This is a genomic window from Brevundimonas sp. GCM10030266 (assembly GCF_042666595.1).
GTDB lineage: Bacteria > Pseudomonadota > Alphaproteobacteria > Caulobacterales > Caulobacteraceae > Brevundimonas.
This window is the reverse complement of record NZ_JBHTCY010000002.1, coordinates 268,680-290,377: the sequence shown is the minus strand read 5'-3', so window position 1 is coordinate 290,377 and position 21,698 is coordinate 268,680. Positions and strand designations below refer to the sequence as shown.

Annotated in this window: 26 protein-coding genes and 1 tRNA gene; 7 read left to right on the top strand and 20 right to left on the bottom strand. The window is 68.0% G+C overall.

From position 1 onward, the window contains the following. The gene (locus ACFQQC_RS07910; protein ID WP_376861401.1) at window positions 1-687 is read right to left on the bottom strand and encodes a lysophospholipid acyltransferase family protein; all 687 of its coding nucleotides are present in this window, start codon (window positions 685-687) and stop codon (window positions 1-3) included. Further along, window positions 684-2,519 (bottom strand): ABC transporter ATP-binding protein, encoded by a 1,836-nt coding sequence (locus tag ACFQQC_RS07905; protein WP_376861399.1) that lies wholly within the window; start codon window positions 2,517-2,519, stop codon window positions 684-686. Before ACFQQC_RS07905 ends, ACFQQC_RS07910 begins: the two co-directional genes overlap by 4 nt. A 99-nt stretch (window positions 2,520-2,618) precedes the next feature. On the opposite strand from ACFQQC_RS07905, the gene ACFQQC_RS07900 reads away from it, so the two are divergent. Then, window positions 2,619-3,284 (top strand): beta-lactamase hydrolase domain-containing protein, encoded by a 666-nt coding sequence (locus tag ACFQQC_RS07900; protein WP_376861397.1) that lies wholly within the window; start codon window positions 2,619-2,621, stop codon window positions 3,282-3,284. A 28-nt stretch (window positions 3,285-3,312) separates the two neighbouring features. On the opposite strand, the gene ACFQQC_RS07895 is transcribed toward ACFQQC_RS07900, so the two are convergent. The 15 genes from ACFQQC_RS07895 to ACFQQC_RS07825 all read right to left on the bottom strand — a co-directional run bounded on the left by ACFQQC_RS07895 (window position 3,313) and on the right by ACFQQC_RS07825 (window position 15,216). Continuing rightward, the gene (locus ACFQQC_RS07895) at window positions 3,313-3,531 is read right to left on the bottom strand and encodes a hypothetical protein (protein WP_376861395.1); all 219 of its coding nucleotides are present in this window, start codon (window positions 3,529-3,531) and stop codon (window positions 3,313-3,315) included. Further along, complete coding sequence (locus tag ACFQQC_RS07890; protein ID WP_376861394.1) at window positions 3,528-3,695, bottom strand: hypothetical protein; 168 nt, start codon at window positions 3,693-3,695, stop codon at window positions 3,528-3,530. The genes ACFQQC_RS07895 and ACFQQC_RS07890 overlap by 4 nt, the downstream gene beginning before the upstream one ends. A 63-nt stretch (window positions 3,696-3,758) precedes the next feature. Next, a complete protein-coding gene (locus ACFQQC_RS07885; protein WP_376861392.1) occupies window positions 3,759-4,001 on the bottom strand; it encodes a DUF4170 domain-containing protein in 243 nt (80 codons plus the stop codon). 75 nt (window positions 4,002-4,076) lie between these two features. Beyond that, window positions 4,077-4,874 carry a 3'(2'),5'-bisphosphate nucleotidase CysQ gene (locus ACFQQC_RS07880; RefSeq protein WP_376861390.1) on the bottom strand — a complete coding sequence of 266 codons (798 nt, stop codon included), beginning with the start codon at window positions 4,872-4,874 and terminating at the stop codon, window positions 4,077-4,079. Next, a complete protein-coding gene (locus ACFQQC_RS07875) occupies window positions 4,871-6,223 on the bottom strand; it encodes a TldD/PmbA family protein (RefSeq protein WP_376861388.1) in 1,353 nt (450 codons plus the stop codon). Before ACFQQC_RS07875 ends, ACFQQC_RS07880 begins: the two co-directional genes overlap by 4 nt. Before the next feature lie 40 nt (window positions 6,224-6,263). Beyond that, window positions 6,264-6,683 carry an MAPEG family protein gene (locus ACFQQC_RS07870; protein ID WP_376861386.1) on the bottom strand — a complete coding sequence of 140 codons (420 nt, stop codon included), beginning with the start codon at window positions 6,681-6,683 and terminating at the stop codon, window positions 6,264-6,266. A 23-nt stretch (window positions 6,684-6,706) separates the two neighbouring features. Next, window positions 6,707-8,527: a M14 family metallopeptidase gene (locus ACFQQC_RS07865; protein WP_376861384.1), complete on the bottom strand. Its 1,821-nt coding sequence runs from the start codon at window positions 8,525-8,527 to the stop codon at window positions 6,707-6,709. A 50-nt stretch (window positions 8,528-8,577) separates the two neighbouring features. Then, a complete protein-coding gene (locus ACFQQC_RS07860; RefSeq protein ID WP_376861382.1) occupies window positions 8,578-9,204 on the bottom strand; it encodes a hypothetical protein in 627 nt (208 codons plus the stop codon). 95 nt (window positions 9,205-9,299) lie between these two features. Further along, entirely contained in the window at window positions 9,300-10,211 is a 912-nt protein-coding gene (locus ACFQQC_RS07855) for a DUF3829 domain-containing protein (RefSeq protein WP_376861380.1), read from the bottom strand. A 152-nt stretch (window positions 10,212-10,363) separates the two neighbouring features. Further along, the gene (locus tag ACFQQC_RS07850) at window positions 10,364-10,945 is read right to left on the bottom strand and encodes a hypothetical protein (protein ID WP_376861378.1); all 582 of its coding nucleotides are present in this window, start codon (window positions 10,943-10,945) and stop codon (window positions 10,364-10,366) included. A 32-nt stretch (window positions 10,946-10,977) separates the two neighbouring features. Then, entirely contained in the window at window positions 10,978-12,507 is a 1,530-nt protein-coding gene (locus ACFQQC_RS07845) for a UbiD family decarboxylase (RefSeq protein ID WP_376861376.1), read from the bottom strand. Between the two features lie 10 nt (window positions 12,508-12,517). Continuing rightward, window positions 12,518-13,171, bottom strand: a complete 654-nt coding sequence (locus tag ACFQQC_RS07840; protein WP_376861374.1) for a Pr6Pr family membrane protein — start codon at window positions 13,169-13,171, stop codon at window positions 12,518-12,520. Continuing rightward, window positions 13,172-13,420 (bottom strand): helix-turn-helix domain-containing protein, encoded by a 249-nt coding sequence (locus ACFQQC_RS07835; RefSeq protein WP_376861372.1) that lies wholly within the window; start codon window positions 13,418-13,420, stop codon window positions 13,172-13,174. Between the two features lie 39 nt (window positions 13,421-13,459). Then, on the bottom strand, window positions 13,460-14,311 hold the full coding sequence (locus tag ACFQQC_RS07830) for an aldo/keto reductase (protein ID WP_376861370.1): 852 nt from the start codon (window positions 14,309-14,311) through the stop codon (window positions 13,460-13,462). 26 nt (window positions 14,312-14,337) lie between these two features. Further along, window positions 14,338-15,216, bottom strand: coding sequence for a serine aminopeptidase domain-containing protein (locus ACFQQC_RS07825; RefSeq protein WP_376861368.1), 879 nt, complete (start codon window positions 15,214-15,216; stop codon window positions 14,338-14,340). Between the two features lie 120 nt (window positions 15,217-15,336). Here ACFQQC_RS07825 and ACFQQC_RS07820 point away from each other — a divergent pair, with 120 nt between their 5' ends. From ACFQQC_RS07820 to ACFQQC_RS07805, 4 genes are all read left to right on the top strand, one after another. Then, window positions 15,337-15,576: a DUF3297 family protein gene (locus tag ACFQQC_RS07820; protein WP_376861366.1), complete on the top strand. Its 240-nt coding sequence runs from the start codon at window positions 15,337-15,339 to the stop codon at window positions 15,574-15,576. Window positions 15,577-15,686: 110 nt separating this feature from the next. After that, window positions 15,687-17,114: a M20/M25/M40 family metallo-hydrolase gene (locus tag ACFQQC_RS07815; protein ID WP_376861364.1), complete on the top strand. Its 1,428-nt coding sequence runs from the start codon at window positions 15,687-15,689 to the stop codon at window positions 17,112-17,114. 69 nt (window positions 17,115-17,183) lie between these two features. Then, complete coding sequence (locus tag ACFQQC_RS07810) at window positions 17,184-17,477, top strand: hypothetical protein (protein WP_376861362.1); 294 nt, start codon at window positions 17,184-17,186, stop codon at window positions 17,475-17,477. A 51-nt stretch (window positions 17,478-17,528) separates the two neighbouring features. Continuing rightward, window positions 17,529-17,615: transfer RNA gene (locus tag ACFQQC_RS07805), tRNA-Leu, on the top strand. Window positions 17,616-17,653: 38 nt separating this feature from the next. Here the strand turns inward: ACFQQC_RS07805 and ACFQQC_RS07800 are convergent. Next, window positions 17,654-18,559 carry a LysR family transcriptional regulator gene (locus ACFQQC_RS07800; RefSeq protein WP_376861360.1) on the bottom strand — a complete coding sequence of 302 codons (906 nt, stop codon included), beginning with the start codon at window positions 18,557-18,559 and terminating at the stop codon, window positions 17,654-17,656. A gap of 124 nt (window positions 18,560-18,683) precedes the next feature. Here ACFQQC_RS07800 and ACFQQC_RS07795 point away from each other — a divergent pair, with 124 nt between their 5' ends. Then, a complete protein-coding gene (locus ACFQQC_RS07795; RefSeq protein WP_376861358.1) occupies window positions 18,684-19,013 on the top strand; it encodes a nuclear transport factor 2 family protein in 330 nt (109 codons plus the stop codon). Continuing rightward, window positions 19,010-19,798: an SDR family oxidoreductase gene (locus ACFQQC_RS07790; protein ID WP_376861356.1), complete on the top strand. Its 789-nt coding sequence runs from the start codon at window positions 19,010-19,012 to the stop codon at window positions 19,796-19,798. Before ACFQQC_RS07795 ends, ACFQQC_RS07790 begins: the two co-directional genes overlap by 4 nt. A gap of 176 nt (window positions 19,799-19,974) precedes the next feature. Here the strand turns inward: ACFQQC_RS07790 and ACFQQC_RS07785 are convergent, their stop codons facing one another. Together ACFQQC_RS07785 and prpB are read right to left on the bottom strand one after the other, a co-directional pair. Then, a complete protein-coding gene (locus ACFQQC_RS07785) occupies window positions 19,975-20,676 on the bottom strand; it encodes a class I SAM-dependent methyltransferase (RefSeq protein WP_376861354.1) in 702 nt (233 codons plus the stop codon). A gap of 85 nt (window positions 20,677-20,761) precedes the next feature. Beyond that, complete coding sequence (prpB, locus tag ACFQQC_RS07780) at window positions 20,762-21,685, bottom strand: methylisocitrate lyase (protein WP_376861352.1); 924 nt, start codon at window positions 21,683-21,685, stop codon at window positions 20,762-20,764. Between the last annotated feature and the right edge of the window lie 13 nt (window positions 21,686-21,698).

The window sequence follows — 21,698 nt, the reverse complement described above, 5'->3', positions numbered from 1 at the left end:
TCAGACCCGCTTCAGGCCGGTGATGGCGTCGGCCTCGGCCTCGACCGCGTTCAGCCGTTCGGTCCAGGCGGCGGCGACGTCGGCCATGTCAGAACCTTCGGGATAGTCGGCCACGTCCCAGACGACGGCGCCCTTGCCGAAGGGCAGGGGCAGGACGGCCTTGTCCCAGCTGTTCAGGCGGATGGCCGGATTGCAGCTGAGGCCGATGAACAGGGCCGGGGCGCCGGAAATCTTCGCCAGCATGGGCAGGCCCTCGGCCATGTGCCGGGCGGGGCCGCGCGGGCCGTCGGGGGTGATGGCCAGGCCGCCGACCTTGAGCTGCTTCAGCCCGTCGCGCAGGGCCTGCGTCCCGCCCTTGGCCGCCTTGGCCTTGTCCTTGTTGGCGGAGGAGCCGCGCACGGCGGGGAAACCCTGCCGGGCCACGGCCTTGGCGATGAACTCGCCGTCCGCGCTGAGCGAGATCAGGGCCTTGGCGGGGGTGGCGCGGTCCAGCGGCCAGCAGGCGGGTGACAGGCCGATGCGCGAATGCCAGAAGACGGCCAACACGCCGCCGCCCTGTTTCCAGACCGCCTCGGCCACGCCTTCGTTCTGATGTGTCCAGCGAATGGTGGCGAAACAGAAGCGCATCCACTGGGCGAGCACCCAGGCGAGGGTGTTCTGGATGACCGGATTGCGGAGGGGCCTCACGACACCACCTCCACCGAATCTCCGTCCAGCGACTGCTGCTTCGCCAGACGGGCGTAGAGGCCGCCCTTCTTCACCAGCGCGGTGTGCGAGCCCTGCTCGACCACCTTGCCGGCCTCGATGACATAGATGCGGTCGGCGTTGCGGACCGTGGACAGGCGGTGGGCGATCATCAGGGTGGCGCGGCCTTCCATCAGCCGCTCCAGCGCCGCCTGAACCAGAGCCTCGCTCTCGGTGTCGAGGGCGCTGGTGGCTTCGTCGAGCAGCAGGATGGGCGCGTCCTTCAGGAAGGCGCGGGCGATGGCGACGCGCTGGCGCTGGCCGCCGGACAGGCGAAGGCCCGCTTCGCCGGCGCGGGTCAGATAGCCTTCCGGCAGGGCGGAGATGAAGTCGTGGGCGGCGGCGCTGGCGGCGGCGGCCTCGATCTCGGCCTGCGAGGCGCCGGGGCGGCCGTAGGCGATGTTGGCGGCGATGGTGTCGTCGAACAGGAAGGGCTCCTGCGTCACCAGGGCGATGCGGCTGCGCAGGTCCTGCAGCTTCAGCTCGCGGATGTCGCGGCCGTTGATCGTCACGGCGCCGGCGGTGACGTCATAGAAGCGCGGCAGCAGGCTGAGGATGGTGGACTTGCCGCCCCCGGACGGGCCGACTAGGGCGATGGTCTCGCCCGGCTTAACGGTCAGGGAGACGTCGGACAGGGTGGGGGCGCCGCCTTCCGCCGCCGGAGCATAGGCGAAGCTGACGCGATCCAGCGCCACCGTCACCGGCCCCTGCGCCAGCGGCGCCGCGTCGGGCGCCTCGCGGATTTCCGGCTGGATGTCGAGCGATTTGAACAGGCGGCGGGCGGCGGTCAGGCCCTCGGCCATGACGGTCTGGAGGTTCGTCACCTGACGCAGCGACTGGCCCGCCGACATCAGCAGGCCGATGTAGGCGGCGAAGGCGCCGACGCTCATCTGGCCCTGACGCGCCTGCCAGCCCGCATAGCCCATGACGGCGGCGACCACGACCATGGCGACCAGATTGGAGAAGGGACCGGCGAAGGCCCTGGAGTCGGCGGACTTGATGACGTGACGCTGGCGGCGGTTCACCACCTCGCCGACGCGGGCCTCCTCGGCCGCCTCGCGGTTCTCGATCTTGATCAGGCGGACGCCGTCCAGGTTCTCCATCAGGGCGGTCGACAGGTTGCCCGTCTCGAGCATGGCGCCGGTGGTGGCCTTGCGCATCCGCTTGCCGAACCGCTGCAGGACGAAGGCGATGACCGGGGCGCCGAGCAGGACGATGGCGGTCAGCTTCCAGTCCGTCCAGGCCATGTAGCTGAGCACGGCGATCAGGGTCAGGCCGTGCTGGGTGTAGTTGACCACCCCGTTGGTGAAGGCCTCGCGCACCAGATTGGCGTCGAACAGGACGGTGGCGACGAAGCCGCCGGAATGCTGGCTGCGCAGGCGGGCCAGGTCGGCGCGGATCATCGAGCCGAACAGCTTGACCTGGATGTCGCCGACGATGCCGTGGCCGAGCCGGTTGACCAGCGCCGCCTGACCGAGCGCCGCGAGGGTCCAGATCACGCCCGCGCCGATGATGATGCCCGGAATGGCCAGCAGGGCGTCCTGCGGCTGGATGGTGATGACGCGCCAGATCGTGACGGGGCGACCGAGGAACAGGCCGTCGATGGCCGGTTGCAGCAGCTGCAGCACCGTGGCGGCCATGATGCCCACGATGGCGGCGCAGACGATGGACAGGAACAGCGGCGTCCGGTGGTGCGAGAGGTAGTCGCGCCAGATACGCCCCAGCAGCGGGCGCAGCGCCTCTTTCTCGTCAGTCGCGGGGGCGGGCGTCGTCATCGGTCCGAGGTCGGACGACGGGGGGAGGAAGTCAAGCGGGAAGGCCCTTCGTCGTGGTTGAGGATGACGCGGAGCCTCCGACCCTCTATCTCCGCACCCATGTCGAGTTACGACCTCTCCACCGCCGCCGGCCGCTTCAAGGCGCGCTGGGACTATGTCTGGAAGGACCATGCCTTCCTGCGGCGGTGGTTCATGAACGCCCACTGGCTGGGGCCGGATCTGGTGCGGACCAACCAGCCGTCGCCGCGTCAGCTGGCGTACTGGAAGTCACAGGGCGTGAAGACGGTCATCAACCTGCGCGGGGCGCGGGACGAGGCCTATTATGCGCTGGAGAAGGACGCCTGCGAAAAGCTGGGCCTGACCCTGATCGATGCGCCGCTGGACAGCCGGGACGCGCCCCAGGCGGATCGCGTGCACCGGGCGAAGGCCTTGTTCGAGACGATCGAATATCCGGTGCTGATCCACTGCAAGTCCGGCGCGGACCGGGCGGGGATGATGGCGGTCTTCTATCGCCACTTCCATCTGGGCGAGCCGATCAGCGAGGCGATCAAGCAGCTGGACAAGAAATACCTGCACCACCGCGAGGGGCTGACCGGGGTGCTGGACTATACGCTGGAGAAATACCTGAAGGAGGTCGAGCCGACGGGCGTCAGCTTCCTCGATTGGGTGGACAGCCCGGCCTATGACCCGAAGGCCATTCGCGCCGAGTTCAAGGGGCAGTGGTGGGGCACGCTGCTGACCGAGAAGCTGCTGCGCCGGGAGTAGGGCTCAGCCCCCCCGATCAGCCCCTCGATCAGCCCCAGGGGCCGCGCGGGGTGTCGGACGGCTTGTCCGGGTTCTCCGCCGCCAGCTCGGCGTCCCGGCGGGCCTTGCGCTCGGCCTCCCAGTTCCGGAACCAGCGGGTCCACGCCAGCTCGTTGCGCATGGAGATGGTCCACAGGACCAGCGCCATGAGCATGAAGACCAGGGCGCCGATTTCTTCAAAACCGAGGGTGCGGCCGAACAGGGTCATGGGCGCGGGGTCTCGTCATTGGCTGGGGAGACAGGATCGTTCCACGCCGTGTCGGATTCAAGCGGCGCGTTGCTGTGGGTCCGCTCCGGCTTGCGGCGGACAGCCCAGACGACGATCCCGACGCCGAGGGCGCCCAGGGCCAGAACGATCAGAATGGCTTCCATGCTCGGGCCCTCCTTGCGGCCGTGGCTTCACAGGAAGCGCCCGAGCGGCCCGGTTCGTTCCGATCAGGCGGCGTCGCCGCGCGGATCGATCAGGCGGTGGGCGTGCAGGATGAAGTAGCGCATGTGGGCGTTGTCGACCGTGGCCTGGGCCTTGGCCTTCCACGCCTTGCGGGCTTCCTCATAGCTGGGGAAGGCGCCGACGAACTCGATCTGGGTCACATCGCGGAAGACGGGGGCGTCCAGATGGCGCAGCTCGCCGCCGATGACGATGTGAAGAAGCTGGGCCGGATCGGCGTTCGTGGTCATGTTCTTGTTCCCGGGGGAGGGCGGTCTGTGATGTCACCGTCCCACGAGCAGGTTGAGATCACCTGAAGGGACGGATCAGCGGGGCGCGAGCGGAATAGGCCCTGTGCGCCTCAGGATCAACGGGTGGAGGCCCGGCGCGGCGCAGATCAGGCTGGTTTGTCGCGGATCGGGCTGATTAAAGCGCCAGGGACGGCCGTGATGGTCGCTGACCTTCGCCCCGGCCTCCTCGGCGATCAGGGCGCCGGCGCAGACGTCCCAGTCCCATTTGGGCGTCAGGGCGATGGCGGCGTCGAAGGCGCCCGCGGCCACCAGCGCCATGCGGTAGGCGAGGGCGTTGCGCTTCTCGTAGCGCATGGGCGGCCAGGGCTCGGGCCAGTGCGGGCCTTCCATCAGCCGGGCGTCAGCGAGGACGGAGGCGTCGTCCAGATCGGTGGTGTCGGAGGCGGTGATCGTCCTGCCGTTCAGGGTCGCGCCGCCGCCGCGCGTGGCGACGAAGGTCTCGTTCAGCATCGGCGCATGGATGACGGCGGCGACCGGCTGGCCGTCCTCGACCACGGCGATGGGAATGCACCACCACGGCTTGTCCTTCATGTAGGCTACGGTGCCGTCGATGGGATCGACCACGAAGATGCGCCGCTTGGTCAGGCGGTCCGGACCGTCGGCGGTTTCTTCCGACAGCCATCCGTAGTCGGGGCGGGCGGTCAGCAGGCGGTCGCGCAGCAGCGTGTCCACCGCCAGATCAGCCGAGGTGACGGGCGAGCCGCCGGACTTGGACCAGATTTTCAGACCGGCCTCGCGCTCGGACAGGGCCAGTTCGCCGGCGGCGATGACCGCGTCGCGGATGAGTTCGAGATCGGCCGCGTAGTCCGTCATTTGCCCGCGATGGCCACCGCGTCGAACAGCAGGGAGGGGCTGTTGAAGCCGCCGCGGAACTCCAGATCCGCGCCAGGGACCAGACGGGCCCACAGGTCCTTCAGATTGCCCGCGACGGTGACCTCGCTGACCGGATACGCGCGCTGGCCGTTCTCGAACCAGAAGCCCGACACCCCGGCGGACCAGTCGCCGGTGTTGCCGTTCAGCGAGGGGCCGAACATGGAGGTGATCAGCAGGCCGGTCCCGGCGGCGCCCATCAGGCCGTTCAGATCCTGCTCGCCGGGCTCCAGATGCAGGTTGTGGGTCGAGACGCCCGGAGGTCCCGCCAGGCCGCGCGAGGCGTGGCCGGTCGAGGCCAGACCCAGCTGGGCCGCGCTGGCGCTGTTCATCAGCCAGGTGGTCAGGACGCCGTCCTCGACGATCGACTGTTTCCAGACGGCGACACCCTCGTCATCGAACGGGGTGGAGCCGAGGCCGCGCGGGCGGAACGGGTCGTCGATCAGGTTCACGCCCCTGGGCAGGACGGGCTGGTTCAGATGCTCCTTCAGGAAGGAGGTGCCGCGCGCGATGGAGGCGCCGGAGATGGCGCCCAGCAGGGGCGACAGGACCTGCGTCGCGATGCGGTTCTCGAAGATCACGGGGGCGGTGGTCGAGGCGATCTTGCGCGGGCCGGTGCGCTCGACCGCTCGCTTGCCAGCGAAGGCGCCGATGGCCTCGGCGGAGGGCAGGTCGGACAGGTGGCGGACGGCGCGATGCTCGCCGCCCCGTTCCATGGCCCCGTCCTTCTCGGCGATGACGCCGACGCCCAGCGAGAAGGCCGAGCCCTGATAGGCGCCGTCGAAGCCGTGCGAGGTGACCAGACGCCAGCGGCTGGACGAGGCGGCGGCGTGGCCGCCCTCGGACTTGGCGACGCCTTCGACGGACAGGGCGGCGGCCTCGGCGGCGGCGGCGGCGGCCTCCAGCTCGGCGGCGCTGCGTTCGGTCGGGTCGTAGAGGTCGAGGTCGATGAAGGGCCCCTTCGCCAGACGATCCTGTGGCGCGAGACCGGCCCAGGGATCTTCCGGGGCCAGACGGGCCATGGCCACCGCGCGCTCGACCAGACGGGCGCGGGTCTTGTCGGACAGGTCCGAGGCGGAAACGGTGGCCTGACGCTTGCCGATAAAGACGCGCAGGCCGAGGTCACGGCTTTCCTCGCGCTCGACGTCTTCCAGAGCACCGTTGCGGACGCCGATGGACAGGGAGGCGCGCTCGGAGGTCACGGCCTCGGCGGCGTCCGCGCCGGCCTTCAGGGCGGCGGCGATCAGATCGGGCAGGATGTCGGAGGCGGCGGCGTCACGCGGGGAGGTCATGCCCCGATATGGCCGGGCCTCCGCGATGGCGCAACCGCCGTCAGAAGACGGCGGCGAAGATCAGCAGGCCCGCCGAGCCGACGAAGACCAGATAGGTCAGCAGCATGCCCAGCATACGGCCCGGCGACGGCTGCTTCTCCTGACCCATGCCCCAGGCGTGCAGGACGCGGCCCAGGAAGAAGGCGCCGCCCAGCAGATGGACGATGGCCGCGCTGTAGAAGACCGCGACGACCGCCAGCGCGACCAGCGCCAGCGGCAGGTATTCGATGGCGTTGCCGAAGGCGCGGGTGGAGGCGATCAGTTCCGGATGGCCGCCGTCGCCGACGGAGACCTTGAGCTTGCGCCGACCCGCGCTGATCCGCATCGACAGCCACAGGACGAACAGCAGGGACAGGCCGGCCCACAGGGCGACGGCCCGGAAGGCTTCGGTGTGAAAGGCCAGGGCCTGTTCGATGCTCATGATGTCCCTCCCCAGGGTGATGGTCAGTTTTCGCGCGCCACCGGATAGAGGCGGTAGCGATCATCGTAGAAGGGCGTGCGCTCGTAGAACCACTGCAGGCGCGCATCGCCGTCGGCGGCGAATGTGGCGTCCGACGCCAGCTTGGCCTCGAACTCGGCCTTCAGGGCCGGATCGGCGGCCATCATCCGCTCGGCCAGCGGGGCGATGGCGTAGCCCTCGATGTACTCCACCCGGCTGAGCACCTCGGGGAACATGCCCCAGGCGAAGAAGCTCTCCGACGACTGCGGCTCCAGCAGCAGGACGACGATCGTGCCCAGCGGCTGGTCGGTCGGCACCCGGACCGAGCCGGTCGGGAAGGTCCAGTCCCGGCGCTCCGGCGTCACCTGGGCGACGCTGATCTGGACGTGGCCTTCATTGGCGCGGGTCGCCAGACGGGGATCCTGCAGGCGCAGCATCTCCACCGGCACGGTGCGCGGTGCGTCCAGCGTCTCCATCGCCACGCCGTGGATTCGCAGGCGCTCGATAATGTCGGTTCGGTAGGACGGCACCCAATAGGCCTCGGGGCGGCGCAGGGTCAGGGTCGGGTGCGAGGAATAGAAGGGCATCTGCCAGACCTGCGGGTCCGGCTGGCCCAGCCAGCGGATTTCGCGACGGCCCGAGGCGGGGCTGTCGTAGGTCTCGTAGGTGATGCCCTTGAAGGCGCGGGTGGCGGTCGGTTGCTGGTCCGACTGGAAGTTGGCGGGGATCTCGGTCGGGCGCAGGGCGCTGTCGGCGGCGGCGGCGGCGCGCAGATCCGCGCCCTCGGCGGCCAGCAACTGCATGGCCTGTTCGAGGAAGACGTAGGTGCCGAGTACGCGCTGCTCGTGCGGCTTCAGGCTGTGGTTCTCGATCAGGATGGTCGGGATGTGGGCCGCGGAGCCCCAGCCGTTCGAGAACCGCTCGCCTAGCCCGCCGTCGTTCAGGCCGGCGCGCGGGTTCTGGTCGTCAATGCCGAAGACCAGTTCACCCGGGATGTGGCCGCGGGCTTCCAGCGCGGCGTTCATCGCGGGCTTGAAGGCGCTGTCCAGCCACTGGGCCGTGGCGGGCGACCGGGAATAGACTCCGTCCTCGCCGTTGTAGCCGTAGGTGACGTCGTACTGGTAATCCATGCCGTCGGTGACGTGGATGTCGACGTAGAGGTCGGGCCGGTACTTCACGATCAGGCCTCGCACGGCCCGCATCTCGGGCTGGTCCAGCTTGAGATAGTCGCGGTTCAGGTTCTGGTTGGTCGCCGTGTTGCGCCAGCCCTGGATGCGCGGACCGCGCTGGTTCGGGCGGCTGTAGGCGCCGGCGCGCTCGTGGCCATCGACCGACAGGATGGGGATCAGGATCAGGTTGACCCGGTCCAGCAGGTCGTCCTTGCCGTAGAACGCGATGTCGCGCAGCAGCATCATGCCTGCGTCCTTGCCGTCGATCTCGCCGGGATGGATGCCCGCCTGGGCCAGCAGGACGGGCTTGGACGGATCGAAGGACGCGCCGTCCTTGGAGGCAATGACCGCGTAGATCGGGCGGCCTTCCGGCGAGACGCCGAACTGCTCGATGCGGATCAGGTCGCTGGCGGCGTCCAGACGGTCGAACCAGGCGCGGGTGTCCACATAGTTCGGGCTGAAGTCGTGGTCGGCGTCGGCCTCGAAGGCGGTGACCCAAGGATCCGAGGCGTCGCGCAGCAGGTCACGGCTGGCGCCGTTCCACTCCGGCGCGGGCGGCAGGAAGGGCTGGTCCCACGGGGCGACGTTGGAAACGGACTGGGCCATGGCGGGACTCGCGAACAGAAGGGCGGCGGCGATCAGCAGGGACGTGCGCATGGCGCCCTTCCTCGACCAAATGCGCGCCTGCGGCAAGCTGTCCGTTTGGATCAGTAGAGGCCGGTCGCCGGCGCCCAGGCGCCGCGCGAGATCAGGCCGATAGCGGACATGACCACGACCCAGGCGCTGTAGGCCAGCACGACGAGAAGCGCGCCGACGACAGCGGGCCTCCACGGCGCGAAAGCCGCCGTCGCCGTGCCGAAGAAGAAGATGCCGAAACCGACCCAGAGCCGCACGGTGGAGAAGGCGGCGAAGCTGTCGTTCACGCTCATCAGCGTCAGGAACAGCAGGCCGACGATCATGTTGGCGGCCATGATGCAGCCGAAGACCAGGCGGCGGTAACGCCAGAAATGGTCGGTCAGGTCGATCCGGTCGGCGCTGCCCTCGGCCGAAACGCGGGGGAAGGTGACGCTGGCGGCGACATAGAAGGTGGCGGCGATGATGAGGCCGGCGATCAGCAGGGCGTGGTTGAACGGCGCGCCGCGGAAGATGACCCAGGCCTGATTCCAGAAGGTCGCGACATCCAAAGCGACGAAGGCGGCCAGCATGGGGGTCAGCCAGCCGAAGCGAACCCGTTCCTTCTCATGCAGGACGCGGGCGAAGCCGCCGACCAGTTCGGCCACCGACAGGCCGAGCAGCAGGCCGTAGAAACTGAAGAAGAACTCGAACGCGCTCATGGCCCCCACCTTTGCCGTGGCAAACTAGGCGGCGGCGCGTGTTCTCGGCAAGGGCCGACGGCGACCGGGATCGCCGTCGGCAGGGTTCAGCCGGTTCAGGCCGGGTGTTCGACGTCGCCCATCTGGCCGACGGCGCGGTTATAGCTGTCGACCACGTCCTCGCGATCGCTGTCGCTGTCGCTCTGCTTGTAGTCGCGGTAGTTGCCGATCATGCTTTCCAGATAGTCGGCGATGAGATTGAACTCGGTCTTGTTGCCGTCGTCAGCGGCCAGCGTGGCTTCGGCCTTGCGGACCTCGGCCACGGCGGCCTCCAGGGCCGGCAGCTGGCGATCGGCCTCGGCCTTGTTGCCCTCGATCACCGAGTCGCTGAAGTGGTCGGCCTTCTGCATGGCGTCCATCAGCGAGGCCAGTTCACCGTGTCCGGCGGCGCGATAGGCGGCCAACTGGGCCTCGTCGCGGGCGCGCAGATACTGGGTCAGGGCGGTGTCGAATTCCTCGATCCCGGCGAGCGCGGCTTCATAGGCGCTCTTCAGGTCGGCATCCGCCGCCTTGCCCTGGGCCAGGCCATCCTCGCGATAACGGCGGCTCTCGTAATAGGGATCCAGGGTCCGCCACTGGGTCAGCAGCGCTTCCAGACGCGGCAGCAGCTTGTCGACGGCCGCGTCGGCCGCGTTGGCCTGATTGCCGCCGTTCAGCGCGCGCCCTTCCTTCAGGGCCTCGATGGCGCCTTCAAGGGTGGTGATGTTTTCCGGGAAATAGATGGAATCGCTGGCGGATTTATTCGGAATGTCGAGCTGCTGATAGCTGTGGAAATTCTTGCTCACGCCCCAGTTGTCGTCGATCAGCTTGTTGAAGCCTTCGACATAGTGGTTGAACTTCTCCTGCGTCGCCGTGCTGCCGGCGGCTTCGGCCACCGAAGCGGCTCCGCCTTCCTTGCCGGCGCCATCGCCGCAGGCCGCAAGGCCGAGGGTCAGCACGCTCGCCGTGGCCAGGGCCAGGGCACGCATTCCGGTTTTCATCATCAGACACCCCTGTCGAAAGCTGCGCGAACAGCCGCGCGGACAGGTCAACGGCCAAGGTTGCGAGTCGGTTGCATCTGTGGACCACCAAAGAGGGTGGCCGGCGACGGCGCCCCAACGGCCCGCGCCTGATGCAGGCGTCAGGAGAACAGGTTCGTCAGCCTCGCCAGGCCGAACATCAGCGGCTGATACACCAGAGAAAGCGCGGTCGAGACGCCCAGGGCGATAAGGACGCCGCGTCGGCTCGGCAACCAGCCGATCGCCGTCAGCAAAAGGAAATAAGGCAGGTTGAGCAGAAGGTTGTAGCCTAGGAGCGCCCAGCTGAAGCCCATCGCGATGCAGAAGCCGACCGTGACCAGCAGGTTGCTGAGAATGACCGCGATCACCACGCTCCTGCGATGCGTCATGACATGATCGGTCGGCGTCACCGTCGATCCCTCCCGCGGGAAGACCTGGGTCGCGGCGAAATAGTAGAACAGGGCGACGGCCGCGGCGGTGAGGGTCACATAGTAGTCGACCTCGATCCGGTCCCGGATGCCCCAGCTGTTGGTCCAGAAGCTGACGAGGTCGAGCATCAGGACAATGGCGAGCATGGGCGCGGCCCAGCCGATGGGGACGGTCTTGCGTCGGTCCCATGCCCGCGAGAAGCCCGTCGCCAGCTCGGCGATGCTCAGGCCCAGCAGCAGGCCATAGAAGCTGAACAGGAACTCGAACGCGCTCATCCGTCCCCCGGGCCGATCAGTGAGCGGTCAGCCTATTTCCAGATCGGGGTTCCGTCACCCGGCAATCCCAGGCGGTCCCACATCTCCGAAACCCGGTCGACGACCTCGGTCTCCATGCGGATTTCCTCGCCCCATTCGCGTTTGGTCTCGGGCTCCCACTTGTCGGTGGCGTCCAGACCGATCTTGGAGCCGAGCCCGCTCTCGGGGCTGGCGAAGTCCAGATAGTCGATGGGGGTGTTCTCGATCAGGGTGATGTCCCGCGCCGGATCCATCTTGGTCGAGATGGCCCACATGACGTCCTTCCAGTCGCGGGCATTGATGTCGTCGTCCACGACGATCACCCACTTGGTGTACATGAACTGGCGCAGGTAGCTCCACACGCCCAGCATCACGCGCTTGGCGTGGCCGGGGTAGGCCTTCTTCATCGACACCACGGCGATGCGGTAGCTGCAGCCCTCGGGCGGCAGCCAGAAGTCGGTGATCTCGGGGAACTGCTGGCGCAGCAGGGGGATGAAGACCTCGTTCAGCGCCTCGCCCAGCACCGAGGGCTCGTCCGGCGGACGGCCCGTGAAGGTGGTCAGATAGATCGGGTCCTTCCGCATGGTGATCGCCGTCACCTGGAAGACCGGGAAGGTCTCGACCGAGTTGTAGTAGCCGGTGTGGTCGCCGTAGGGGCCCTCGGGGTGGTGCTCGTCCAGCAGGACGTGGCCCTCCAGCACGATCTCGGCCTGGGCCGGGACCATCAGCGGCACGGTCTTGCAGGGGACCAGTTCGGCCTTGGCGCCGCGCAGCAGGCCGGCGAACTGGTACTCCGACAGGGTGTCCGGCACCGGCGTGACGGCGGCCAGGATGGTGCCCGGATCGGCGCCGAGGACGATGGCGGCGGGCAGGGGCTCGCGCGAGCCGGTCTTCTTGTGACGGGCGTAGTGCTGGGCGCCGCCGCGGTGGGCCAGCCAGCGCATGATCGCCTTGTCCTTGCCCAGCACCTGCATCCGGTAGATGCCCAGGTTGAAGTCGTCCTCGCGGGCGTCGGACGGGCCCTTGGTGACGACCAGGCCCCAGGTGATCAGCGGCGCGGGCTCGCCGGGCCAGCAACCTTGGATCGGGAGCGAGGTCAGGTCGATCTGGTCGCCCTTCAGCACGACCTGCTGCACCGGGGCGGTCTTCACCGTCCTGGGGCGCATGGCCATGACGGTCTGGGCCAGTGGCAGCATCTCCATGGCGTCGCCGAAGCCGCGCGGCGGCGTCGGATTGCGCAGGAAGGCCAGAAGCTCGCCGACCTCGCGCAGTTCGGCGGCGGTGGTGCGGGACTTCTTCTCCAGCGTCACCCCCATGGCGACCCGCTTCACCGTGCCGAACAGATTGGCCAGGCAGGGGATGGGGCTGATCGTGCCGTCGGGCATGACCGGCTTCTCGAAGATCACCGCCGGGCCGCCGTTGCGCAGCAGCCGGGTTTGGATCTCGGTCATTTCCAGATGGGTGGAGACCGGCTCGGTCACCCGCACCAGTTCCCCCTCGGCTTCGAGGATGTCGATGAAGTCGCGCAGCGATTTGTAGGCCATGCGGCGAGGCTTAGGCGGACGCGGCGCTCCTGTCACGCCGTCCAAGCCTGCGGTCGATCGCCACGACGATCAGGCCGACCAGCCAGAAGAAGACCAGCAGGCCCGCGAAGGCGGCGCCGGCCTTGATCCAGCCCCGCGCCGGGACGTCGATGAACCAGTAGGGCCACCAGTCGGTTGCGAGGCCATGGATCACGGTCCAGCCGCCGTAGAGCAGGGGGAAGGCCAGCCACTTGCCGGCGTCGTTCCAGCGCAGCTGGCCCTTGGGCGTAAACAGCAGCCAGTCCAGCAGCATGGCGACCGGCATGACGTAGTGCAGGCCGATATTGGCGATCAGGGCCCAGCCCTGCGGGTTCCAGGTGGCGTGCAGGAGGAAGTGGTACACCAGCCCGACGACCACGGCGTACAGGGTCACGCCTGCGCGGACCCCTGACGAAGCGGCCCAGCGACCGAGGGGGCGGTTCGCGGCGACGACCGGCAGGGTCATGGCGAGCGCCACCAGCACATTGGTCAGGATGGTGAAGTAGCTGAAGAAGTTCACGGTCAGCCCGACGGGGCTCATGCCGGGATTGGTCGTCAGCATCAGGCCGTACTGGAGCGCCAACGTCGCCCAGCCGAGACCGGCGAAGACCGCGCGCCAGATCAGGGCGGTGCGCGGTCCCTGCATTCAGTAGGCCCGGCTGTCGGAGACCAGCGCCCACAGGGGCAGGCGCAGGGCGGTGGTCGCGGCGCCGACGCCGAGGCTGTCCAGATGGGCGCGGCCCGCCTCGATGCGGCGGGCCTCTTCGGGGGTGATGTCCAGATGCCGGGCGAGGTCGTCCAGCGTCATGCCGCGCTGTTCGCGCCATCGTTTCAGCCTTGCGCCGACCGCCGCGTCCGACGGATCGACGCCCGGAAATCCGTGCACCGAACCCATTGAAACCTCCCGGTACAACGCCCTCTCAGGCGGGGCGCGTTACGCCCATTCTTCATCCCATTTGAAGGCCGGATCAATCCAGTCGCCCAGGCGACCGTCGGGGTGGGCCAGCGAGTGGATGCGGTCCATCTCCTCCGCCGAGAGTTCGAAGTCGAAGATGGCGAAGCTCTCTTCGGCGCGGCTGACCTTGCTGGTGCGCGGGATGGCGATGACGCCCTGCTGGATCAGCCATCGCAGGGTGACCTGGCCGGCGGACTTGCCGTGGGCCTCGCCGATCTCGATCAGGGTCGGGTCGGTGGCGATATTGCCCTGGGCCAGCGGCGACCAGGCGGTGATCGAGGAGCCCAGCTCCTTCGCCGTGGCGAGCAGTTTCGTCAGCTTGAGGTAGGGGTGGTACTCGACCTGGTTGGTGACCAGCTTGGCCTTCGACAGGCTCTGGGCGCGCGCGAACTCGGTCGAGGGGAAGTTCGACAGGCCGATGCTCTTAGTGAAACCCTGCTCCAGCGCCTCGTTCAGGGCGCCCAGCGTCTCCTCGAACGACGGCTCGGGCTTGGGCCAGTGGAGCAGCAGCAGGTCGGGGGTGAAGCCCAGCGCCTCGGCGGACTCCTTCGCCTGTTTCAGCAGATCGGCGCGGTGGAAGTGGGCGACCCAGATCTTGGTCGTCAGCCAGATGTCCTCGCGCTTCACATGGCCGGCGGCGATGGCGTCGCGGATGCCGTCGCCGACCGCGGCCTCGTTCTTGTAGATCCAGGCGGTGTCGATGTGGCGGTAGCCGATACGCAGGGCCTCGGCGACCATCTTGCGGGCGTCCGCGGGCTCGAGGTTCCAGGTGCCGAAGCCCAGCAGGGGGATGGCGTGGCCGTCGATGGTGAGGACGGGCTGGTTGGTCATGGGAAGGCTCCGGGAAGGGGAGGCGCTTACCTATGCCGTGACGGGGCCGGTTCAACCAGTTGATCGAAAATCCTGTCCCACAGGGGCTCCATACCCTTCCGGAACGCGCCCTCGTGACCGATGCGCTTCACGCCGAGATCGGCGGGCGACAGGACGGTCATCGCACGCGGCGCGTTGGGATAGACCTGCATCAGGATCGGTCCGGTCACCGGGGTGGCGATCGGATCGTCGGTGAAGATCCACGAGTGGATCGGCGCGGTGACGGCGTCGAAATGATGCGGTTTGAGCTGGTCCTTCAGCTCATCGAGGAAATAGGGCGCCTTCAGGCACCAGCGCCGCCAGGTCTGGAAGACGCCGCGCGGCAGGTCCGTCCCGGCCCACAGGCCGCCGCCCTTGATATAGCCCCGCCGGGCCAGGCTTGCCGGGCCGAAGCCGAGCCAGAAGAACAGCTCCAGCGGATTGTAGGCGCGGTGGTGCCGCCCCCAGTAGCCGCTGCCGACCGAGACGAAGGCGTGTTTCGCGATCCGGTCCTGATTGGGCATGAAGCCGAGGAAATGACCGCCGACGCTGTGGCCGACGTGGATGACCGGCAGGCCGGGCGCGGCCTCGATCAGGGCGTCCAGCGCGGCGGGCATGTCGAGCCGGCCCCAGTCGACATAGTCCATCTTCATAGCGGCCAGATCATCGGGCCGTGATCCGGCGATGCCGCGGAAGTCATAGGTCAGGACCGCCGCCCCCTTGCCCGCCAGATGCCGGGCGAAACGGTCGTAGAAGCCCTTGGGAAAGCCGGTGCCGGAGCTCATCAGCACCGCCACGGTCGGTTCCGGCGCGGAGACCAGCCGCATCGACAGCGGGTAGCCGTCGCTGGCCGGGGCGGTGAAGTCGCGGATGATGAGATCGGTCATCGGACGGGTCCGTAGTGATTTGCAACGAACCTAGTCGATTGACCTCGGGTCAGGTCAAGAGCTTGGAGCGCGGCTCCGGACCGGCTAAAGGCGGCGGCTGATTTGCCGAAGAGCCAAGCCATGACCGATCTGCCCGACCGCCTGTCCGTCGATCCCGACAGCAAATTCCACGATGCCGACCTGCTGGCGCAGGGCATCGGCGTCCGCTTCAAGGGCGAGGAAAAGACCAACGTCGAGGAATACTGCATCTCGGAAGGCTGGGTCCGTCTGGCCGTCGGCAACCGCGTCGACCGTCGCGGCAAGGCCCTGACCGTCAAGCTGCAGGGGCCGGTCGAGGTGTGGGTCAAGGGCGACGCCTGAGCGTCTGACGGGCGGCGAATTCGCTGCTGACATCCCGTGGCCGGACGTTCTTCCCGGCCCACGAATGTGGGTCTAGGGTCCGGCTCCAATCTGAGTCCCCCGGAGTCGCCATGCGCCTGTCCGCCCGTCTTCTCGCCGCCAGCGCGCTTGCGCTGAGCCTCGCCGCTCCGGCCTTCGCCCAGGACGCGGCGACCATCCAGCGGGCCGCGCAGGTCCGCGACGCGGCGCTCGAGCAGAACATCGCGCTGGACTACGTCACCCAGCTGACGACCCGCTTCGGTGCGCGCCCGGCGGGCTCGAAGTCCGAGCAGGACGCCGCCGCCTGGGCCGCCGGCTACATGCGCGAGCACGGCTTCAGCAACGTCCGCATCGAGACCTTCCCGCTGGTCGGCTGGGAGCGGGGCGAGGAGAGCGCCAGCATCGTCGGCGCCCGACCGCAGCGTCTGGTCGTCGCCGCGCTGGGCCATTCGCCCGGCACCAACGGCGTGATCGAGGCGGATGTGGTGCGTTTCGACAGCCTCGAAGCCCTGAACGCCGCCCCGGCCGGATCGCTGGCGGGCAAGATCGCCTTCGTCGACGCGGGCCAGATGGTCCGCATGCAGGACGGCGGCGGCTACGGCCTCCTCTCGCGCATCCGCAGCGGCGGGCCGGGCGCGGCGGCGTCCAAGGGGGCGGTGGCCTTCATCATGCGCTCGGCCGGTTCGGACGAGCACCGCATGCCGCACACCGGCACCACCCGCTATGTCGAGGGCCGGGTGCCCCTGCCGGGCTTCGCCCTGTCGGCGCCCGACGCCGACCAGCTGTCGCGCCTGATCGCGCTGGGCGAGACGGTGCGGGTCAGTCTGTCCTCGACCGCCCACACCTATGAGACCGTGTCCCAGAACGTGATCGGCGACATTCCCGGCGTCTCGCGTCCGAACGAGATCGTCGTGCTGGGCTCGCACATGGACAGCTGGGATCTGGGCACCGGCGCCATCGATGACGGCTCGGGTGGGGCGATCACCCTGGCCGCCGCCAAGGTCATCGCCGAGAGCGGTCGCCGTCCGGCCCGCACCCTGCGCGTGATCCTGTACGGCTCAGAAGAGGTGTCCCAGCCGACCAACACCGGCAACGGCGGCGGCGCCTATGTGCGCGGCATCGGCGCGGCGGTGGAGCAGCACATAATCGCCGGCGAGAGCGATTTCGGCGCCGACCGTGTCTATGCCCTGCGCCTGCCGCCGGGCGGCCAGAACACCGACTTCCAGCGCGCCGCCACGCAGGTGCTTTACCCGATCGGCGTCCTGCCCTCGGCCGAGCCGGAACTGCACGGCGGTGTCGACATCGGCCCGCTGGCCGAGGCGGGCGTGCCGGTCTTCACCCTGGCGCAGGACGGGACCCGCTATTTCGACCTGCACCACACCGCGGACGACACCCTGGACAAGGTTGATCCGGCCCAGCTGACCCAGAACGTCGCCGCCTGGGCCGGCCTGCTGTGGCTGATCGCCGATTCCGATGTGGACTTCCGGGCCATGCGACCGGCCGGTCAGGCGGCGCATTGAGGTCGCTTTGATCCGTGATCGCGCCATGCGAGGCTGGCGCGAATCCACGCTGACGCTTCGGGGGACAGGATGAGCGACGACTTCAATCGGGGCAGGGCGCCCGAGCCGACCAATGGCCTAGCCATCGCCTCGCTGGTTCTGGGCATTGTGGCGGTTCTGCTCGGCTGGATCCCGATTGTCGGCCTGGTGTCGTGGATCATCGCGCCGCTGGGGCTGGTGCTGGGCCTGATCGCCCTGGGCAAGACCTATGGCCGTCCGCTGGCCATCGGCGGCATCGTCGCGTCGGCCATCGGCTTGCTGATCTGCCTGCTGTGGCTGCTGGGTCTCGGCGCCCTGATGGCGTTGAGCGCCGGCGCCAACTGATCGTCCGCGTGGCGACGGTGGTCCGGCCCTGTTATAGAGCCGGACCGGTTTGCGGGCGTGGCGAAACTGGTAGACGCAACGGACTTAAAATCCGTCGGGCGAAAGCCCTTGCCGGTTCGACCCCGGCCGCCCGCACCATCTTTGGCAGAACGGTCGCTTCTGGCGTCTCCTGATCGTCAGCCGGCGCCTGTTTCGCCATGTCGTCGCGCAAAGTCGATGAACGCCTTGAAGGCCGCGGTCGGGTTGCGACGGCTGGGATAGTAGAGGCTCAAGGGCGACAGGGTCGGCGTCCAGTCCTCCAGAACGCGGACAAGCCTGCCCGCCTCTATGTCTTCCCGCACATCGGATTCCATCGCGAGGGTGAGGCCTACCGAAGCCAGGACGGCCGTGCGGGCCAGGCCCGCCTCATCGAGCGTAAGGGCGCCCTCGACATCGATATGGACCGATTGCCCGTCCTTCTCGAACGGCCAGCGATAGATCGCGCCATTGGGCAGACGGACGCGAAGACAGGCGTGGTTCAGCAGGTCCTGAGGGACCATCGGCGTCCCATGCGCTTCCAGATAGGTCGGCGAGCCCACCACAACGTTTCGTCGCGCGCGCCCGAGCGGCACGGCGATCATGTCGACTGGCACGCGGTCGGCGCTGCGGATGCCGAAGTCGAAACCGCCCGCGACGACGTCCACCATCCGGCCCTCCGTCACGACATCGATGTGAACCTGGGGGTGTTCGCTTACGAACGGCAGGACGAGGGACGAGAAGATTTCTCGCGCTGCTGTCGGGAAGGCGTTGATCCGCAGCGTGCCTGACGGAGTGGCCTGCCGGGAGCGGACGACATCCATGGCTTCATGGATGTCTCGTACGGCTGGAGCGACCTGCGCGACGAACTGCTGCCCCGCCTCGGTCAGGGAGACGCTTCGGGTCGTCCGGTTGAACAGCCGGACGCCGAGGGTCCGCTCAATCTTCCCGACCGCATTGCTGAGCGCGGTCGTCGACACGCCGAGTTCGATCGCCGCTGTTCGGAACTTGCCGCAGCGGGCGACGACCAGAACGGCGTCCAGTTCGGTCAGGCTGCTCTTCATCATTGTCCTGCTTTTCGTGACGACTCGTGCCGATTTGTCCCGATTATCGCGCGAACTGTCCACCTCTACCTTGGCGTCATCGAAGGCGCGGCCATCCGGTTGCGACCACAGCAAGCAGGACAGAACGATGTCGTTAGAGCTCCCTTCCCCGATCGCCGACTATGTCGAGGCCAATGCCCGCCTCGACCTCGACGGCATGATGAAGACCTTCGCCGCTGACGCGGTGCTGCTGGACAACGGCAAACGCTTCGAGGGCCGTGCCGAGATCCGCACCCTGCTCCAGGAGATGGTCGTCGATCTCAAGGCGATCTTCACCCCCGACGCCCTTCGCCGCGAGGATGATGTGGTCGTGTTCGAAGGTCCGGCCCATGGCGACTTTCCGGGCAGCCCGATCCGTTTCACCTACCGCGTCACGCTCGATGGCGAGGCGATCAAGACCATGGATGTCTCGGCATGAGCGTCCAGGCCAATCCCAACGAGTTCGCGGGCAAGCGCGTCCTCGTCAGCGGCGGCACCAAGGGTCTGGGCCGCGCCACCGTCGATCGCTTTCTGGCCGGGGGAGCCCGGGTGATCACCTCGGCGCGCGCCAATCCTGAGCCCATCGACGGCGTCGAGTTCGTTCCGGCGGACCTGACGACTGCCGCAGGCGGGGAGGTTTTCGCCAAGGCGGCGCTCGAGCGTCTGGGCGGCATCGATATCCTCGCCCATGTGATGGGCGGCTCCGCCACGCCCGGCGGCGGCTTCGTCGCCCTGACGGACGATCACTGGCTGTCAGAGCTGAACCTGAACCTTCTGGCGGCCGTTCGTCTCGACCGTCTGCTGATCCCCCAGATGATCGAGCGGGGTTCGGGCGCGGTGGTGCACGTCACCTCCATCCAGTCGGTCCTGCCCCTGCCGGACGCGACCACGGCCTACGCCGCCGCCAAGGCCGCGCTGCGGACCTACAGCAAGTCCATCTCCAAGGAGCTTGGCCCCAAGGGTGTGCGGGTCAACACCGTCTCGCCGGGCTGGATCATGACCGAGGGCACGGACGTCTTCCTGCAACGCATACAGGCCGCCAATGGCGGGACGCTTGAGGACGCGCGACAGCTCGTGCTCGCCGGCCTTGGCGGCATCGCGATCGGACGGGGAGCTGAACCTCATGAGGTCGCCGAAGCCATCGCCTTCCTTGCCTCGGATCGCGCCTCCTCGATCCATGGGTCGGAGCTTGTCGTCGACGGGGGGACCGTGCCGACCGTTTGACGGGCGTCTGTCCGATATCGTGCGCGCGACCGAAGCACTTACACAGTCGTTACACAGTGGTTTGTTTTCCGAATTTAAATATGCAAAAACAGGATATTAGGCGAGATTGATGTGACTTAAAATCCGTCGGGCGAAAGCCCTTGCCGGTTCGACCCCGGCCGCCCGCACCAGTCGATCTAGCCGCGGGTCGCGTGCCAGCCCCGGATCATGAAGGCCTGGAAGAAGGGGATGGGCAGGGGGAAGCCCGCCTGACGCCACAGGGCCTCGGTCTCCGCGACCGGCAGGACGCCCAGCACCTCGCGCATCATCCCGGGCAGGTTGGCCAGTGAGTCCGGTGTGGCGCCCATCAGGGTCTGGACCTGTTTCCAGTCGGCCAGCAGGGCAGGGAACTCGGGGCTGTCCGGATCGCCGCTGATCTCGGCGCTGAGGAAGCGGCCGCCGGGCTTCAGCCGGTCATGGATGGCGCTGTAGAAGGCGGGCCGGTCCTCACGCTTGATGAAATGGGCGACCAGCAGGCTGACCACGACGTCAAAGCCCGTCTCGCCGACATCCCCGACATAGCCGTGGATCAACTCGCAGCGGTCCGTGAATCCCGCCTGCGCCAGCCGATGACGGGCGACGTCCAGCATCTCGGCGGAGGGATCGACCCCGACGAAGGTCCAGCCGGGGAAGGCGTCGGCCAGCGACAGGATTTCCGCGCCGGTGCCCACGCCCACGCACAGCACCCGCGCCTCGGCGGGCAGGTCCGCCAGTGTCAGCCGCATCAGGAAATGCAGGCTGTCCGAGATGGGCTTCAGACCGGCGTTGCGACGGTCATAGGCGTCGGCGATCTCCTGACTGAAGAAGCCGGAGGTGCTGAAGGATGCGTGCTGGGTCATTGTTATAGTGTAACAGCGACCGGGCGGCGACGCCAGATGGGCCGGCGGGCGCCCTCCCCCTCATTGAAGGGGAGGGCTCAAGGCGTCAGCTGTCCTGCGGCATGCCCTGCGGGACGATGGTCTTGATGATCGAGGCGTCCAGCTCCTCGAACTGGTGCAGGCCGATGGTGTCGTACAGCTCCTGACGGGTCTGCATGCGGTCGATGTATTTGTGGGTGCCGCCGTGCTCGGCGATCGAGGCGTAGAGTTCTTCCTGCGCCTTGTTGGCGGCGCGCAGCGAGGACACCGGCCAGATCACCATCTTGTAGCCCATCTCCTCGAATTCCTTCGCGGTGAAGAAGGGCGTCTTGCCGAACTCGGTCATGTTGGCCAGCAGCGGGACGCCGGGCATGGCGGCGGCGAATTTCTCGAACATCTCGCGGCTGGTCAGGCCTTCGGGGAAGATGGCGTCGGCGCCGGCCTCGACATACAGCTTCGCGCGGTCCACGGCGGCGTCGAAGCCCTCGACCCCGACCGCATCGGTGCGGGCCATGATGACCAGATCGCGACGGGCCTTGGCGGCGGCGGCGACCTTGGCGGCCATGTCCATGGCGGGCACCAGCGACTTGCCGTTCAGGTGGCCGCATTTCTTGGGCAGGATCTGGTCTTCAAGGTGCACGGCGCCGGCGCCGGCTTCCTCGAAGGTCCGCACCATGTGCATGACGTTCAGCGCCTCGCCATAGCCGGTGTCGCCGTCCACCAGCAGCGGCAGGCCCGAGGCGCGCGCGATCTGGCGGATGAAGAAGGCGACCTCGTCCACGGTGATGATGCCGAGGTCCGGCAGACCCATGGACGCGGTCATGGCCGCGCCCGACAGATAGACGCCGTCGAAGCCCGCGTTGCGCGCCTGGATCGAGGCCTGGCCGTTGTGGGCGCCCGGCAGCTGCCAGATGCCGTCACGGGCCAGGGCGGCGCGGAACCGCTTGCCGGCGGATTCGGTGGGGAGGTCGGAGGCGAGGAGGTAGGGCATGGGTACTCCGTGA

Coding starts and splice junctions, on each gene's coding strand:
- ACFQQC_RS07840 (WP_376861374.1), bottom strand. CDS start 13,171: ATGCAGGGACCGCGCACCGCCCTGATCTGGCGCGCGGTCTTCGCCGGT.
- ACFQQC_RS07800 (WP_376861360.1), bottom strand. CDS start 18,559: ATGATGAAGAGCAGCCTGACCGAACTGGACGCCGTTCTGGTCGTCGCC.
- ACFQQC_RS07885 (WP_376861392.1), bottom strand. CDS start 4,001: ATGACCACGAACGCCGATCCGGCCCAGCTTCTTCACATCGTCATCGGC.
- ACFQQC_RS07875 (WP_376861388.1), bottom strand. CDS start 6,223: ATGACCTCCCCGCGTGACGCCGCCGCCTCCGACATCCTGCCCGATCTG.
- ACFQQC_RS07845 (WP_376861376.1), bottom strand. CDS start 12,507: ATGGCCTACAAATCGCTGCGCGACTTCATCGACATCCTCGAAGCCGAG.
- ACFQQC_RS07835 (WP_376861372.1), bottom strand. CDS start 13,420: ATGGGTTCGGTGCACGGATTTCCGGGCGTCGATCCGTCGGACGCGGCG.
- ACFQQC_RS07795 (WP_376861358.1), top strand. CDS start 18,684: ATGTCGTTAGAGCTCCCTTCCCCGATCGCCGACTATGTCGAGGCCAAT.
- ACFQQC_RS07890 (WP_376861394.1), bottom strand. CDS start 3,695: ATGGAAGCCATTCTGATCGTTCTGGCCCTGGGCGCCCTCGGCGTCGGG.
- ACFQQC_RS07825 (WP_376861368.1), bottom strand. CDS start 15,216: ATGACCGATCTCATCATCCGCGACTTCACCGCCCCGGCCAGCGACGGC.
- prpB (WP_376861352.1), bottom strand. CDS start 21,685: ATGCCCTACCTCCTCGCCTCCGACCTCCCCACCGAATCCGCCGGCAAG.
- ACFQQC_RS07860 (WP_376861382.1), bottom strand. CDS start 9,204: ATGAGCGCGTTCGAGTTCTTCTTCAGTTTCTACGGCCTGCTGCTCGGC.
- ACFQQC_RS07905 (WP_376861399.1), bottom strand. CDS start 2,519: ATGACGACGCCCGCCCCCGCGACTGACGAGAAAGAGGCGCTGCGCCCG.
- ACFQQC_RS07865 (WP_376861384.1), bottom strand. CDS start 8,527: ATGCGCACGTCCCTGCTGATCGCCGCCGCCCTTCTGTTCGCGAGTCCC.
- ACFQQC_RS07820 (WP_376861366.1), top strand. CDS start 15,337: ATGACCGATCTGCCCGACCGCCTGTCCGTCGATCCCGACAGCAAATTC.
- ACFQQC_RS07900 (WP_376861397.1), top strand. CDS start 2,619: ATGTCGAGTTACGACCTCTCCACCGCCGCCGGCCGCTTCAAGGCGCGC.
- ACFQQC_RS07815 (WP_376861364.1), top strand. CDS start 15,687: ATGCGCCTGTCCGCCCGTCTTCTCGCCGCCAGCGCGCTTGCGCTGAGC.
- ACFQQC_RS07850 (WP_376861378.1), bottom strand. CDS start 10,945: ATGAGCGCGTTCGAGTTCCTGTTCAGCTTCTATGGCCTGCTGCTGGGC.
- ACFQQC_RS07785 (WP_376861354.1), bottom strand. CDS start 20,676: ATGACCCAGCACGCATCCTTCAGCACCTCCGGCTTCTTCAGTCAGGAG.
- ACFQQC_RS07855 (WP_376861380.1), bottom strand. CDS start 10,211: ATGCGTGCCCTGGCCCTGGCCACGGCGAGCGTGCTGACCCTCGGCCTT.
- ACFQQC_RS07895 (WP_376861395.1), bottom strand. CDS start 3,531: ATGACCCTGTTCGGCCGCACCCTCGGTTTTGAAGAAATCGGCGCCCTG.
- ACFQQC_RS07870 (WP_376861386.1), bottom strand. CDS start 6,683: ATGAGCATCGAACAGGCCCTGGCCTTTCACACCGAAGCCTTCCGGGCC.
- ACFQQC_RS07810 (WP_376861362.1), top strand. CDS start 17,184: ATGAGCGACGACTTCAATCGGGGCAGGGCGCCCGAGCCGACCAATGGC.
- ACFQQC_RS07790 (WP_376861356.1), top strand. CDS start 19,010: ATGAGCGTCCAGGCCAATCCCAACGAGTTCGCGGGCAAGCGCGTCCTC.
- ACFQQC_RS07880 (WP_376861390.1), bottom strand. CDS start 4,874: ATGACGGACTACGCGGCCGATCTCGAACTCATCCGCGACGCGGTCATC.
- ACFQQC_RS07830 (WP_376861370.1), bottom strand. CDS start 14,311: ATGACCAACCAGCCCGTCCTCACCATCGACGGCCACGCCATCCCCCTG.